Source organism: Enterobacter sp. CGMCC 5087 (assembly GCF_003144775.1).
In the GTDB taxonomy this organism is placed as follows: Bacteria; Pseudomonadota; Gammaproteobacteria; order Enterobacterales; family Enterobacteriaceae; genus Enterobacter; species Enterobacter cloacae_M.
The window spans coordinates 22,087-35,428 of record NZ_QFXN01000248.1 but is presented as its reverse complement, the minus strand read 5'-3'; the positions used below and the strand labels follow the sequence as shown (position 1 = coordinate 35,428).

Here is a 13,342-nt window from a genome sequence, read left to right as displayed (position 1 = left end):
GTTACTGTTACGCGATCGAACGTGATAAGGAATACGTATGCGCAATCGCACTTTTGCGGATCTTGACCGAGTGGTCGCTCTTGGCGGAGGACACGGCTTAGGCCGGGTTATGTCCTCTTTATCGTCACTCGGCTCAAGGCTGACAGGGATAGTAACTACCACCGACAACGGCGGCTCAACCGGGCGCATTCGACGTGCCGAAGGCGGCATTGCCTGGGGAGACATGCGCAACTGCCTGAACCAGTTAATTACCGAGCCGAGCGTCGCGTCGGCGATGTTTGAGTACCGTTTTGGCGGTAATGGCGAACTTTCCGGACATAACCTCGGAAATTTGATGTTAAAGGCGCTCGATCACCTGAGCGTAAGGCCTCTGGAAGCCATTAATTTAATCCGTAATCTGCTCAAAGTGGACGCATTCCTGATCCCCATGTCAGAACAACCGGTAGACTTGATGGCCATCGACGCTGAAGGGCATGAAGTTTACGGCGAGGTGAATATTGACCAGCTCATTCTGCCACCCACGGAGTTAATGACCTATCCGAGCGTGCCCGCCACGCGAGAAGCGGTGGAGGCCATCGGGGAAGCGGATCTTATCCTGATCGGTCCAGGCAGTTTTTATACCAGCCTGATGCCAATTCTACTGGTGAAAGAGCTGGCGCAGGCGCTGCGCCGCACCCCTGCCCCGATGGTTTACATCGGTAACCTGGGACGTGAACTTAGTCCGGCGGCGGCGAGCCTGTCGCTGGCAGATAAACTTGAATTAATGGAGCAGTACGTCGGTAAAAAAATTATCGACGGCGTCGTGGTCGGGCCGAAGGTGGATGTGTCGGGTATTGGCGACCGCGTGGTGGTGCAGGAGCCGCTGGAAGCGAGTGACATTAAGTATCGCCATGACCGTCACCTGCTGCGCGAGGCGCTGGAGAAGGCGATTCAGGCGCTGGGTTAGGTTCGTTTTGTGCGGCCTGATGCCCTCACCCCGGCCCTCTCCCACAGGGAGAGGGAGAAAACAACGCTTTACTCACGATGCCGCGATAAACAGATCCCGCAGCTGATGTAGCTGGTCGCGGATCTGCGCCGCCTCTTCGAACTCCAGGTTCTGCGCGTGCTGCATCATCTGCCCTTCCAGCTCGTGGATTTTCTGCTGCAGCGCTTTCGGCGTCAGCACGACGGTATCCTCTTCCACCACTGAACGCGCCTTGCCGCGACCCTTCGCTTTGGTTTTGGCAATGTTCTGACCCAGCGCCAGAATATCCACGACCTTCTTGTTCAGCCCCTGCGGCGTGATGCCGTGCTCTTCGTTGTAGCGCTGCTGTTTCTCGCGGCGGCGCTCCGTTTCGCCAATCGCTTTCGCCATCGACGGGGTGATTTTGTCACCGTACAGAATCGCTTTCCCGTTGACGTTACGCGCGGCGCGGCCAATGGTCTGGATCAGCGAACGCTCGGAACGCAGGAAACCCTCTTTGTCCGCATCCAGAATCGCCACCAGCGAGACTTCCGGCATATCCAGACCTTCTCGCAGCAGGTTGATCCCCACCAGCACGTCAAACTCACCCAGACGCAGATCGCGGATAATCTCCATGCGCTCCACGGTGTCGATATCCGAATGCAGATAGCGCACCTTCTCGCCGTGCTCTTCGAGATACTCGGTGAGGTCTTCCGCCATACGCTTGGTGAGCGTGGTCACCAGCACGCGCTCGTTGATGGCGGAACGGGCGCGAATTTCAGAGAGCAGATCGTCCACCTGCGTAGCCACCGGACGCACCTCGATAATCGGGTCGAGCAGACCGGTCGGGCGCACAACCTGATCGACAACGTCTTCACCGGATTTCTCCAGCTCGTAGTTGCCCGGCGTGGCCGAGACGTAAATGGTTTGCGGCGCTAATGCCTCAAATTCTTCAAACTTCATCGGACGGTTATCCAGCGCCGACGGCAGGCGGAAGCCGTACTCCACCAGCGTCTCTTTACGCGCCCGGTCACCGCGGTACATCCCGCCGATCTGCGGGATCGTGACGTGGGATTCGTCGATCACCAGCAAACCGTCTGCCGGCAGGTAATCAAACAGCGTCGGCGGCGGCTCGCCCGGCCCGCGCCCGGAGAGGAAGCGCGAGTAGTTTTCAATGCCGGAGCAGTAGCCCAGCTCGTTCATCATCTCAAGGTCAAACTGGGTACGCTGGCTCAGGCGCTGCTCTTCCAGCAGCTTATTGTTCGCCAGCAGCACTTTACGGCGCTCGGCCAGCTCCACTTTGATCTCTTCCATCGCCTGCACGATACGCTCGCGCGGCGTCACGTAGTGCGTTTTCGGGTAGATGGTGAAGCGCTGGATCACTGATTCAATGTGTCCGGTCAGCGGGTCGAAGAGCGACAGGCGTTCAACCTCTTCGTCAAACAGCTCGACGCGCAGCGCCATATCGTCCGATTCCGCCGGGAAGATGTCGATCACCTCACCGCGTACGCGGAAGGTGCCGCGCTGGAACGCCTGATCGTTACGGGCATACTGCAGCTCCGCCAGACGGCGAACGATCGCGCGCTGGTCGATGATCATCCCCTGCGTCAGGTGCAGCATCATCTTGAGATAGAGATCGGGATCGCCCAGACCGTAGATCGCGGAAACCGACGCGACGACGACCACATCGCGACGCTCCAGAAGCGCCTTCGTGGCCGACAGACGCATCTGCTCGATGTGTTCGTTCACCGAGGCATCCTTCTCGATGAAGGTGTCAGAGCTCGGTACGTAGGCTTCAGGCTGGTAGTAATCGTAGTAGGAGACGAAATACTCCACCGCGTTTTCCGGGAAGAACTCTTTCATCTCGCCGTAAAGCTGCGCGGCCAGGGTTTTGTTGGGTGCCAGCACCATCGTTGGGCGCTGGAGATCCGCAATCACGTTGGCGATGGTGAACGTTTTACCCGAGCCGGTTACCCCCAGCAGCGTCTGGTGCGCCAGCCCGTCTTCCAGCCCCTCTTCCAGACGACGGATCGCCTCAGGCTGATCGCCAGATGGACGGAAAGCAGAATTTAATTTGAACGGTTTACTCATGGGCGACAACCTGATGACGTTATAAGCGGCAGGTGAGTAATTTTACTCGTTGTTGCCAGGAATGCCAGTAAAAAACACTGGATGAAAAACCAGTAGCATGTCAGGATATTTAGCATAGCGCCTGAATGATTAGCGCGATAGCGGCCAAAATTTGGACTGTGACAATATAAAACACCAGTCAGGTCAGGTTATCCCCAGAACTTTTTCTTTTTTAACATTTGTCAAGCCAGGTAATGATAGTTTTGTGGCAACGGGTGACACTTTAATGACGGGAATTGCTTTTATCTAAGCAATTAAATAATAAACGATATTTTCTAAAGCCGCGTTTAGCGCCAATTTGGGCGTAAGCCGCGTCTTCTCTCGCTTATCGCGTGTTTTCTAACTCTAATGCACATGGTTATCCACAGGAATAGTGGATAACTGCTTCCAGCCCATGCAGACTGGCGCTCGGCAAATTCCCGGTTTTTCCCACGAGACGGCAGTAAAAAATTTTTATAGCTATTTTTTGATGATTAACAGTTGCGTCATTCATAACCAACCGATGGGATCTTGCTCACATTTTCATCATTTCGGGTTCTGCACCACAACTCACCACCTCCAGCACCGTCGATGTGCAATTCCCTTTTTTCACAGCCCCTATCTGGTGACTTATTCCTAAAAAAGCCGTTTTTTTGAACACTTTTCGGTTTCTGGCAGGGGTTTTGCAGATTCAAACATGAGCCTCACCTACACACATTTTTAAGGAGAAAAAGATGTTGAGTCTGCGTGCTGTGAATCAGTTTTACGGAAGCCAACATACGCTATGGAACGTGAATTTGGATTTTCCACAAGGGATGTGTACAGGCGTCGTTGGCCTGCCGGGGATGGGGAAAACCACCCTCATGAATTGCATCGCCGGGAGAGTGCCCGTTGAAAGCGGCAGCATCATCTGGCATGAGGCGGGCGCGCCGCCGCGCGACTTGCTTAACCTGCCGCCAGAACAGCGCTCAGGACCGGGGATAGGCTATGTCCCGCAGGACAGGCGGATCTTCTCCCAGTTAACGATTGAGGAGAATCTGCATATCGCCATGCGGGCGATGGGGAAACCCACCCCGGAGGCGAAAAGTGACGTTTACGACCTGTTTCCGGCGCTCTACGCATTGCGTCAGGCCCGTGCGAACACGCTCTCTCCGGACGACCAGTACCAGCTGGCGCTGGCTAATGCGCTGGTGAACCGTCCGCACCTGCTGATCCTCGATGAGCCCCTGCACGGCGCAGGACACAGCTTCGCCCAGAAGCTGGGGCAGCTGCTGGTGCGCTTAAACCGGGAGTTAGGTATGACGGTGCTATTAGCGGAGCAGCAGCTGTCGTTTATCCGCCGGGTTGCGGACCGTTTCTGCATGCTCTATCGCGGGCGTAACGTGGCGCAGGGCCACGTTAACGAGCTGGATGACGAGCTTATCGCGCACTGGATGTCGCGGGAAGCAAGACGCTGAGATCGAGATAACGCCCGGTGTCGGCATTTTCCACGCCGTCAGCAAGCCAGGGAATTTCCCCGAGGCACGGGGCGGGAAGTACGCGCCTGAGCGTCGCCAGATACTCCTGGTGTCGTTTCCCCGGCGCAACCACGTCGTTGGCTATCCAGCCCGCCAGACGCAGCCCGGCCTGCTGGACGGCCTGCGCGGTCAACATGGCGTGATTGATGCAGCCCAGCCTGACGCCGACGACCAGAATGACGGGAAGCTGCTCGGCCTGCACCCAGTCAGCAAACGTCTGCGTGTCCGAAAGCGGCGTAAACCAGCCGCCTGCACCTTCCACCAGCACCCAGTCGGCCTGGCTTTCCAGCGCCCGTAACCCGGCTGACAGCACGGTGAAATCAATCGGACGACCTTCGTCAGCGCTGATGATGTGCGGCGAGGTCGGCTCGGCAAAGGTGTACGGATTCACCGCTGAATAGGCAAGCTCACGCGTGCTGTTACGCTGGATCGCCAGCGCGTCGGTATTGCGTAATCCTTCCGCCGTCATCTCGCTGCCGGAAGCAACCGGCTTATATCCGGCGGTGTTTTTCCCAAGCTTTCGCGCCGCCTGCAGCAGCGCCGAGCTGGCCACCGTTTTTCCCACTTCCGTATCCGTTCCGGTGACAAAATAACGTTCACTCACGTTCGATAATCCCATGAAAAAGTTGATAAGAGAGCGGGAAATGTCCCCGCTGCTGCGGCCAGGCCAGCTCCAGACGCTGCAGCTGTCCCCGGGTCAGCGGTTTTTTCTCCCGCCCGGCGTGCAGGTGCGTGGCCCCGATGCCCTTCAGCGAGCGCATCGCGCTCAACGCATCCCTAAAATTGAGGGTGATGGTCTGCACCGTGCTGCGATAGCGCCAGCCTGCCAGCGCCTGCGTCACCTGCTCTTGCGATAAAAAGCGGTTAGCGTGCGGCTGCTCATCCACCGCTTTCCACGCCTGGTTCAGCTCCGGCAGCGAACTTTCCAGCAGGGTGGTAAAGGCCACCTTCCCGCCCGGTCGCGCCACGCGATAAAGCTCGCGTAAGGCCTGCGGCAGGCTGCTGCACCACTGAACCGCCAGATGACTCCAGACCAGATCGAACTGCGCATCCGCCAGCGGGATCGCCTCGATATCCGCCAGCAGATAGCGATCCGCTGCCTTTCGCTGACGCGCCTCGTCGAGCATCTGCTCTGAGAGGTCGATAGCCGTGACCTGGCTTCCCGCCCCGCGCCAGTAGCGGCTGTTGCCGCCGGGACCACAGCCGGCGTCCAGCACCTGCGGAAAGCGGTTGTCGCCAAGCGCGACCAGAAGCCCCTGCGCGCTCTGACGCTGCAGCTCATCGTGCTGCGAATAGCTCTGCGCGGCCCGGCCAAATGCCGCCGCGACGGCCTGCTTATTCACCGGCGTCATGGAGCGCCTCCAGCAGCGTCTGGATATCCCGAGCGTCATGCGCCGCCGTCAGGGTTAAACGCAGCCGCGCGGTACCCGGCGGGACCGTTGGCGGGCGAATGGCTGTAACCCACATGCCGCGCTCGCGCAGCGCCTGTGCCAGCGCCAGCGCGCGGCCGTTTTCGCCGACAATCACCGGCTGGATGGCGCTTTGCGAATCGGGGCTGTGGAAGGGCAGCGCCGCTAGCCCCTTGCGGAAGCGGGAGATATGCTCTGCCAGCCGCTGGCGACGTTCATCCCCTTCTGCGCTGCGGATCACCGCCAGCGACGCAGACAGCGCCACGGCCTGCGCCGGAGGCATGCTGGTGCTGTAGATCAGGTGCCGGGCAAACTGCAGCAGATAGTCGGCGACGGACTCGCTGCACAGCACGGCGGCGCCGCTGACGCCAAAGCCTTTGCCGAAGGTGACGATCAGCAGCTCCGGCTTTACGTTTTGCTGATGCGCGCTGCCGCGACCTTCGTCACCCATTACGCCAATGCCGTGGGCATCGTCAACCAGCAGCCAGGCGTTTTGCCGTTTTGCGGCCTCGTGCAGCGCGGCAAGCGGCGCGCTGTCGCCGTCCATGCTGAACACGCCTTCGGTGACCGCCAGCTGCTGTCCGTCGCAGGGTTTATCCAGCAGCGCGGCGAGTTGCCCCGCATCGTTATGGGCAAAACGGCGCAGCTGCGCCGGGCTTAAATTTGCCGCCTCCAGCAGCGAGGCGTGGCTCAGGCGGTCGGCGACAATCCGGTCCTCTTTTCCCATCAGGGCGGTAATGACCGCCTGGTTGGCGGCAAAGCCGGAGATAAACAGCAGCGCGCGCGGGTAGCCGAGCCAGTCGGCAAGCGCCTCTTCCAGCGCCTGATGCGCGGTGGTGTAGCCGCTAACGTGTCCCGAGCCGCCGCTGCCCACGCCAAACCGCTCCGCACCCTGCTGCCAGGCGCGGATGATGGACGGATGCTGGCTCAGCCCGAGATAGTCGTTGCTGGAGAAATTACAAAACTGCCTCCCCTCGCGGGTAAGAAAACGGCCCGCGCCGTTTTCCACCACCCTGCGAACGCGAAATGCCTCTGCCGCCCGGCGTTCGTCCAGCGCGGTATTAATGCGTGCCTGCCAGGTCATACGGCTGCCGCGTTGTAGAACTGGTCGGTGTCGGCGTTGAAAATCTGCTGCTCCAGCTGCTGCTGTTGCTCGTTATCGCCCGTCAGCACCTCGGTCTGATGCGGGTTAAGCCCCAGCTTGCGGAACAGCTGAACGTCTTTGTCCTCTTCCGGGTTCGGCGTGGTCAGCAGCTTGCAGCCGTAGAAGATGGAGTTGGCTCCGGCCATAAAGCACATCGCCTGGGTCTGCTCGTTCATCTGCTCGCGACCGGCTGAGAGGCGCACGAAAGAGGTCGGCATCATGATGCGCGCCACGGCGATGGTGCGAATAAAATCAAACGCATCCACGTCGTCGTTATCCGCCAGCGGCGTTCCCTTAACCTTTACCAGCATGTTGATCGGCACGCTTTCCGGCGGGGTCGGCAGGTTTGCCAGCTGCAGCAGCAGGCCCGCGCGGTCTTTCACCGTTTCGCCTAAGCCGACAATACCGCCCGAGCAGACCTTGATCCCCGCGTCACGCACTTTATCCAGCGTGTCCAGACGCTCCTGATAGGTCCGCGTGGTGATGATGTTGCCGTAAAATTCCGGCGAGGTGTCGAGGTTATGGTTGTAGTAATCCAGCCCTGCGGCGGAGAGGCGCTGCGCCTGCTCCTCGTTCAGCGTGCCGAGCGTCATACAAGCTTCGAGGCCCATCTCCTTCACGCCCTTCACCATCTGCTCCAGATACGGCATGTCGCGGTCGTGCGGGTTTTTCCACGCCGCGCCCATGCAGAAGCGGGTCGAGCCGGCGTTTTTCGCCTTGCGGGCGGAGTCGAGCACCTGCTCTACTTCCATCAGCCGTTCGGACTCCAGGCCGGTTTTGTAGCGCGCGCTCTGCGGGCAATATTTGCAGTCTTCAGGACAGGCACCGGTTTTGATCGATAGCAGCGTGCTGACCTGAACATGGCGCGGATCGAAGTGCTGACGATGCACCTGTTGGGCTTCGAACATCAGCTCAAGGAAAGGTTTGTTGAATAATTCAGTGACTTGCGACATCGTCCAGCGTGCGTGGTGAGCCATCGGGCTTCTCCAAAGGGTTTTGTTAATTTTCGGTTCGGTTTATACTCGTAAACCTAAAACTTTTCAAAATGGTTTACAAGTCGATTATGACCCAGGACGATCTCGCCTTCGACAAGCAGCATATCTGGCACCCTTACACCTCCACTACCCGCCCTCTTCCCGTTTATCCGGTGGCCTCGGCCCACGGCTGCGAGCTGCACCTCGCCAGCGGCGAACAGCTCGTTGACGGGATGTCTTCGTGGTGGGCGGCCATTCACGGGTACAACCACCCGCGTCTGAATGCGGCGATGAAGGCCCAGATTGACCAGATGTCGCACGTGATGTTTGGCGGAATCACCCATCAGCCTGCGGTGGATTTATGCCGTCGCCTGGTGGCGATGACGCCTGAATCGCTGGAGTGCGTGTTCCTGGCCGATTCCGGCTCCGTGGCGGTGGAAGTGGCGATGAAAATGGCGCTGCAGTACTGGCACGCGAAGGGTGAAACGCGCCAGCGCTTCCTCACCTTCCGCAACGGCTATCACGGGGATACCTTCGGGGCGATGTCGGTGTGCGATCCGGACAACTCGATGCACAGCCTGTGGAAAGGCTATCTGCCGGAAAACCTGTTCGCCCCGGCCCCGCAGAGCCGTTTCGACGGCGAGTGGAACGAGATGGACATGGTCGGCTTCGCGCGGCTGATGGCGGCGCATCGCCATGAAATCGCCGCCGTGATCCTGGAGCCGATTGTGCAGGGCGCAGGCGGAATGCGGATGTACCATCCGGAATGGCTGAGGCGTATTCGCAAGATGTGCGACCGCGAGGGCATTCTGCTGATTGCCGATGAGATCGCCACCGGCTTTGGCCGCACCGGCAGGCTGTTTGCCTGCGAGCATGCAGGCATTGCGCCGGATATTCTGTGTCTGGGTAAAGCGCTGACCGGCGGCACCATGACGCTCTCCGCCACGCTCACGACCCGTCAGGTTGCCGACACCATCAGCGACGGCGAGGCGGGCTGCTTTATGCATGGCCCGACGTTTATGGGCAACCCGCTGGCCTGCGCCGTCGCAAGCGAAAGCCTCGCCATTCTGGAGAGCGGCGAGTGGCAGACGCAGGTTGCGGCGATTGAGGCGCAGCTGAAAGAGGAGCTGAGCGCCGCCTCGGATGCGAATTTCGTGGCAGATGTGCGCGTGCTGGGCGCCATCGGCGTGATTGAAACCACCCATCCGGTGAATATGGCGGCGCTGCAGCGCTTCTTTGTGGACCAGGGCGTCTGGGTGCGGCCTTTCGGCAAGCTTATCTACCTGATGCCGCCGTACAGCATTACGCCAGAGCAGCTGCGTAAATTAACCGACGCGGTTGTAACAGCCGTTAACATTCCCGCGCATTTCACGATATAACCCTATGCATTACACTTGCTGAACGAGCGATCAACGAGGGTAAACCGTATGAAAATCATCAGTAAAGATCTGCGCGACGGTGAAAAACTACCGGAACGCCACGTATTCAACGGCATGGGGTATCAGGGAGACAACATCTCCCCGCACCTGGCGTGGGACGAGGTTCCGGCCGGAACCAAAAGCTTTGTCGTGACCTGCTACGACCCGGATGCGCCTACCGGCTCCGGCTGGTGGCACTGGATTGTGGCGAACCTGTCTGCCGACACGCGCGTCCTGCCGCAGGGTTCCGGTTCAGACCTGGTTGCCCTGCCTGAAGGCGCCATTCAGACGCGCACTGATTTTGGTAAAGCGGGCTACGGCGGCGCGGCGCCGCCAAAAGGGGAAACCCACCGCTATATCTTCACGGTGCACGCGCTGGATGTGGAGAAGATTGAGGTCGATGAAGGGGCGAGCGGCGCGATGGTGGGGTTTAACGTGCATTTCCATTCGCTGGGCAGCGCGTCGATTACGGCGATGTATTCATAATAGTGCGGGCTGATGCCCTCACCCCGGCCCTCTCCCACAGGGAGAGGGAGAAAACCGGGCAATTCCCTCTCCCTGTGGGAGAGGGTTCGGGCAAAAAATCACAGCACTGAAGGTAGCAATCCTACAAGGCTTCCCTCTTCCAGAAGCTGCATCGCCTTATCAATATCCGGCGCAAAGAAGCGGTCATCATCGTAGTGCGATACGTGCTCGCGCAGCACATGACGCGCCTGCTCCAGCAGCGGGCTGGATTTTAGCCCTTCACGCAGATCGACACCCTGACATGCCGCCAGCCACTCCACCGCCAGCACGCCGCGGGTGTTGGAGGCCATTTCCCACAGACGACGCCCGGCAGCCGGCGCCATCGAAACGTGATCTTCCTGGTTCGCTGACGTTGGCAGGCTGTCCACGCTGTGCGGGTGCGACAGGGCTTTGTTCTCGCTCGCCAGCGCCGCCGCGGTCACCTGGGCAATCATAAAGCCCGAGTTGACCCCGCCGTTACGCACCAGGAACGGCGGCAGCTGGGACATATGTTTATCCATCATCAGCGCGATGCGGCGCTCGGACAACGCGCCAACTTCGGCAATCGCCAGGGCGATATTATCCGCCGCCATTGCCACCGGCTCGGCGTGGAAGTTGCCCCCGGAGACCACCTCGTTTTCCTGGGCGAACACCAGCGGGTTATCGGACACCGCGTTGGCCTCCACCAGCAGCACTTCTGCCGCCTGGCGCAGCTGCGTCAGGCACGCGCCCATCACCTGCGGCTGGCAGCGCAGGGAATAGGGATCCTGCACCTTTTCACAGTTGTGGTGTGAATCCGCGATCTCGCTGGTGTCGGTAAGCACGTGACGGTACATCGCGGCGGCATCGATCTGCCCGCGCTGACCGCGCACCTCGTGGATGCGGGCATCGAACGGGCGACGCGAGCCCAGCACGGCTTCGGTGGTCAGCGCACCGCACACCACCGCTGAGGCAAACAGATCTTCCGCTTCAAACAGGCCGCGCAGCGCGAAAGCGGTCGATGCCTGCGTGCCGTTCAGCAGCGCCAGCCCCTCTTTCGCCGCCAGGGTTATCGGGTTTAACCCGGCTTTTTTCAGCGCCTCTTTCGCAGGAAGCCACTCGCCCTGCCAGCGCGCTTTGCCTTCCCCCAGCAGGAGCAGCGACATGTGCGCCAGCGGCGCAAGATCGCCGGAGGCACCGACGGAACCTTTTGCCGGGATCCACGGATAGACTTCCGCATTGACCAGCGCCATCAGCGCCTGAATCACGCTCAGTCGAATGCCGGAGAAGCCGCGGGCCAGGCTGTTGATTTTGAGCACCATCATCAGACGGACAATCTCATCCTCCAGCGGCTGACCCACGCCCGCCGCATGTGACAGCACCAGCGAACGCTGTAAGTTTTCCAGATCGTGTGTCGCGATGCGGGTCTGCGCCAGCAGGCCAAAGCCGGTGTTAATCCCGTAGGCGGTGCGCCCTTCGGCAACGATGGCTTCGACGCAGGCGACGCTCTCGTTAATGGCGGCGTGGGCACTTGCATCCAGCGAAAGGGTGACCGGTTTAAGCCAGACGTTACGCAGCTGCTTGAGCGTCAGCGAGCCGGGAGTGAGTGTTAATGCGTTCATTAATGCTTTCCTTGTGTGGCAGGGATCATCGGCAGGTTAAGGCCCTGCTCTTTGGCACAGTCAATGGCAATTTCGTAACCCGCATCCGCGTGACGCATCACGCCGGTTGCCGGGTCGTTGTGCAGTACGCGAGCGATACGCGCGGCGGCTTCATCGGTTCCGTCGCAGACGATGACCATCCCGGAATGCTGGGAGAAGCCCATCCCCACGCCGCCGCCGTGGTGCAGCGATACCCAGGTCGCGCCGCTGGCGGTATTCAGCAGGGCGTTCAGCAGCGGCCAGTCGGAGACCGCATCCGAGCCGTCGCGCATGGCTTCGGTTTCGCGGTTCGGGCTAGCAACGGAGCCGGAGTCCAGGTGATCGCGGCCGATGACGATCGGCGCGGAGACTTCACCGCTGCGCACCATTTCGTTGAAGGCGAGGCCGAGTTTTTGACGCCACTCCAGCCCTACCCAGCAGATACGCGCGGGCAGGCCCTGGAAGTTAATGCGCTCGCGGGCCATGTCCAGCCAGTGGTGAAGATGCTCGTCATCGGCGACGATCTCCTTCACTTTGGCGTCGGTTTTGTAGATATCCTCCGGGTCGCCGGACAGGGCAACCCAGCGGAACGGGCCGATACCGCGGCAGAACAGCGGGCGAATATAGGCAGGAACGAAGCCCGGGAAGTCGAACGCGTTATTCACGCCCATCTCTTTCGCCATCTGGCGGATGTTGTTGCCGTAGTCAAAGGTCGGAATGCCCATCTGGCTGAAGGCCAGCATGGCGGAGACGTGTTCCGCCATAGAGCGTTTCGCGGCAAGCACCGTGCCTTCCGGGTCGGTTTCCGCTTTTTGCTGATATTCTTCCCATGTCCAGCCTTTTGGCAGGTAACCGTGCAGCGGGTCATGGGCGCTGGTCTGGTCGGTGACCAGATCCGGACGTACGCCGCGGGCGACGAGCTGCGGGAGAATGTCCGCCGCGTTGCCGCACAGAGCAATCGACACCGCTTTGCCTTCGGAGGTGTATTTTTTGATGCGCGCCAGCGCATCGTCCAGATCGGTTGCCTGCTCATCGACGTAGCGGGTGCGCAGACGGAAATCAATGCGGCTCTGCTGGCACTCAACGTTGAGCGAGCATGCGCCGGCAAGCGTGGCGGCCAGCGGCTGCGCGCCGCCCATGCCGCCGAGACCCGCGGTCAATACCCAGCGGCCTTTGAGCGAGCCGTTATAGTGCTGGCGACCGGCTTCCACAAAGGTTTCGTAGGTGCCCTGCACGATCCCCTGGCTGCCGATGTAGATCCAGCTCCCCGCGGTCATCTGGCCGTACATCGCCAGCCCTTTTGCGTCCAGTTCGTTGAAGTGTTCCCAGGTGGCCCAGTGCGGCACGAGGTTAGAGTTGGCGATCAGCACGCGCGGGGCGTTTTTGTGCGTTTTAAATACGCCAACCGGCTTGCCGGACTGTACCAGCAGGGTTTCGTCGTGTTCGAGTTCGGTCAGGGATTTTACAATTGCGTCATAGCATTCCCAGTTGCGCGCGGCGCGGCCTATGCCGCCGTAGACCACCAGCTCGTGGGGGTTCTCAGCCACCTCAGGGTCGAGGTTGTTCATCAACATGCGCAGCGGGGCTTCGGTGAGCCAGCTTTTGGCGGTAAGCGTGGTGCCGCGCGCGGCGCGGACGTCCTGCTGGCGGTATTTACCTGACGACATTGTGTGCTCCTCATAGGGGACAGATGATGCATTTAGAT

11 protein-coding genes are annotated in these 13,342 nt (G+C 60.1%); 4 read left to right on the top strand and 7 right to left on the bottom strand.

Annotated elements, in window-relative coordinates; all coding sequences use genetic code 11:
- The first annotated feature begins 37 nt into the window (after nucleotides 1-37).
- Nucleotides 38-946, top strand: a complete 909-nt coding sequence (gene yvcK / locus DEO48_RS22205) for a uridine diphosphate-N-acetylglucosamine-binding protein YvcK (protein WP_023310851.1) — start codon at nucleotides 38-40, stop codon at nucleotides 944-946.
- Nucleotides 947-1,018: 72 nt separating this feature from the next.
- Here yvcK and uvrB read toward each other — a convergent pair whose 3' ends face one another.
- The gene (uvrB, locus tag DEO48_RS22200) at nucleotides 1,019-3,034 is read right to left on the bottom strand and encodes an excinuclease ABC subunit UvrB (protein ID WP_109846300.1); all 2,016 of its coding nucleotides are present in this window, start codon (nucleotides 3,032-3,034) and stop codon (nucleotides 1,019-1,021) included.
- 752 nt (nucleotides 3,035-3,786) lie between these two features.
- Between uvrB and DEO48_RS22195 the strand changes: the two genes are divergently transcribed.
- A complete protein-coding gene (locus tag DEO48_RS22195; protein ID WP_109846299.1) occupies nucleotides 3,787-4,509 on the top strand; it encodes an ABC transporter ATP-binding protein in 723 nt (240 codons plus the stop codon).
- Here the strand turns inward: DEO48_RS22195 and bioD are convergent.
- The 4 genes from bioD to bioB are packed head-to-tail and all read right to left on the bottom strand — an operon-like array spanning nucleotide 4,472 to nucleotide 8,099.
- Nucleotides 4,472-5,173, bottom strand: a complete 702-nt coding sequence (gene bioD / locus DEO48_RS22190; RefSeq protein ID WP_181367042.1) for a dethiobiotin synthase — start codon at nucleotides 5,171-5,173, stop codon at nucleotides 4,472-4,474. The genes DEO48_RS22195 and bioD overlap by 38 nt on opposite strands.
- Nucleotides 5,166-5,921 (bottom strand): malonyl-ACP O-methyltransferase BioC, encoded by a 756-nt coding sequence (gene bioC, locus DEO48_RS22185; RefSeq protein ID WP_109846297.1) that lies wholly within the window; start codon nucleotides 5,919-5,921, stop codon nucleotides 5,166-5,168. Before bioC ends, bioD begins: the two co-directional genes overlap by 8 nt.
- Nucleotides 5,905-7,062, bottom strand: a complete 1,158-nt coding sequence (gene bioF, locus DEO48_RS22180) for an 8-amino-7-oxononanoate synthase (protein ID WP_109846296.1) — start codon at nucleotides 7,060-7,062, stop codon at nucleotides 5,905-5,907. The genes bioC and bioF overlap by 17 nt, the downstream gene beginning before the upstream one ends.
- Complete coding sequence (gene bioB / locus DEO48_RS22175) at nucleotides 7,059-8,099, bottom strand: biotin synthase BioB (protein WP_033144975.1); 1,041 nt, start codon at nucleotides 8,097-8,099, stop codon at nucleotides 7,059-7,061. Before bioB ends, bioF begins: the two co-directional genes overlap by 4 nt.
- 86 nt (nucleotides 8,100-8,185) lie before the next feature.
- On the opposite strand from bioB, the gene bioA reads away from it, so the two are divergent.
- Entirely contained in the window at nucleotides 8,186-9,475 is a 1,290-nt protein-coding gene (gene bioA / locus DEO48_RS22170; RefSeq protein WP_375232175.1) for an adenosylmethionine--8-amino-7-oxononanoate transaminase, read from the top strand.
- Nucleotides 9,476-9,523: 48 nt separating this feature from the next.
- Nucleotides 9,524-10,000, top strand: a complete 477-nt coding sequence (locus DEO48_RS22165) for a kinase inhibitor (protein WP_109846294.1) — start codon at nucleotides 9,524-9,526, stop codon at nucleotides 9,998-10,000.
- Nucleotides 10,001-10,098: 98 nt separating this feature from the next.
- Here the strand turns inward: DEO48_RS22165 and hutH are convergent, their stop codons facing one another.
- Together hutH and hutU are read right to left on the bottom strand one after the other, a co-directional pair.
- On the bottom strand, nucleotides 10,099-11,619 hold the full coding sequence (hutH, locus tag DEO48_RS22160) for a histidine ammonia-lyase (RefSeq protein WP_109846293.1): 1,521 nt from the start codon (nucleotides 11,617-11,619) through the stop codon (nucleotides 10,099-10,101).
- A complete protein-coding gene (gene hutU, locus DEO48_RS22155; RefSeq protein WP_109846292.1) occupies nucleotides 11,619-13,304 on the bottom strand; it encodes a urocanate hydratase in 1,686 nt (561 codons plus the stop codon). The genes hutH and hutU overlap by 1 nt, the downstream gene beginning before the upstream one ends.
- Nucleotides 13,305-13,342: the final 38 nt, after the last annotated feature.

Bases quoted from the DNA above. Each gene is read 5' to 3' on its own strand.
- uvrB (WP_109846300.1), bottom strand. From the start codon at position 3,034: ATGAGTAAACCGTTCAAATTAAATTCTGCTTTCCGTCCATCTGGCGAT.
- DEO48_RS22165 (WP_109846294.1), top strand. From the start codon at position 9,524: ATGAAAATCATCAGTAAAGATCTGCGCGACGGTGAAAAACTACCGGAA.
- bioA (WP_375232175.1), top strand. From the start codon at position 8,186: ATGACCCAGGACGATCTCGCCTTCGACAAGCAGCATATCTGGCACCCT.
- yvcK (WP_023310851.1), top strand. From the start codon at position 38: ATGCGCAATCGCACTTTTGCGGATCTTGACCGAGTGGTCGCTCTTGGC.
- bioF (WP_109846296.1), bottom strand. From the start codon at position 7,062: ATGACCTGGCAGGCACGCATTAATACCGCGCTGGACGAACGCCGGGCG.
- bioC (WP_109846297.1), bottom strand. From the start codon at position 5,921: ATGACGCCGGTGAATAAGCAGGCCGTCGCGGCGGCATTTGGCCGGGCC.
- hutH (WP_109846293.1), bottom strand. From the start codon at position 11,619: ATGAACGCATTAACACTCACTCCCGGCTCGCTGACGCTCAAGCAGCTG.
- hutU (WP_109846292.1), bottom strand. From the start codon at position 13,304: ATGTCGTCAGGTAAATACCGCCAGCAGGACGTCCGCGCCGCGCGCGGC.
- bioB (WP_033144975.1), bottom strand. From the start codon at position 8,099: ATGGCTCACCACGCACGCTGGACGATGTCGCAAGTCACTGAATTATTC.
- DEO48_RS22195 (WP_109846299.1), top strand. From the start codon at position 3,787: ATGTTGAGTCTGCGTGCTGTGAATCAGTTTTACGGAAGCCAACATACG.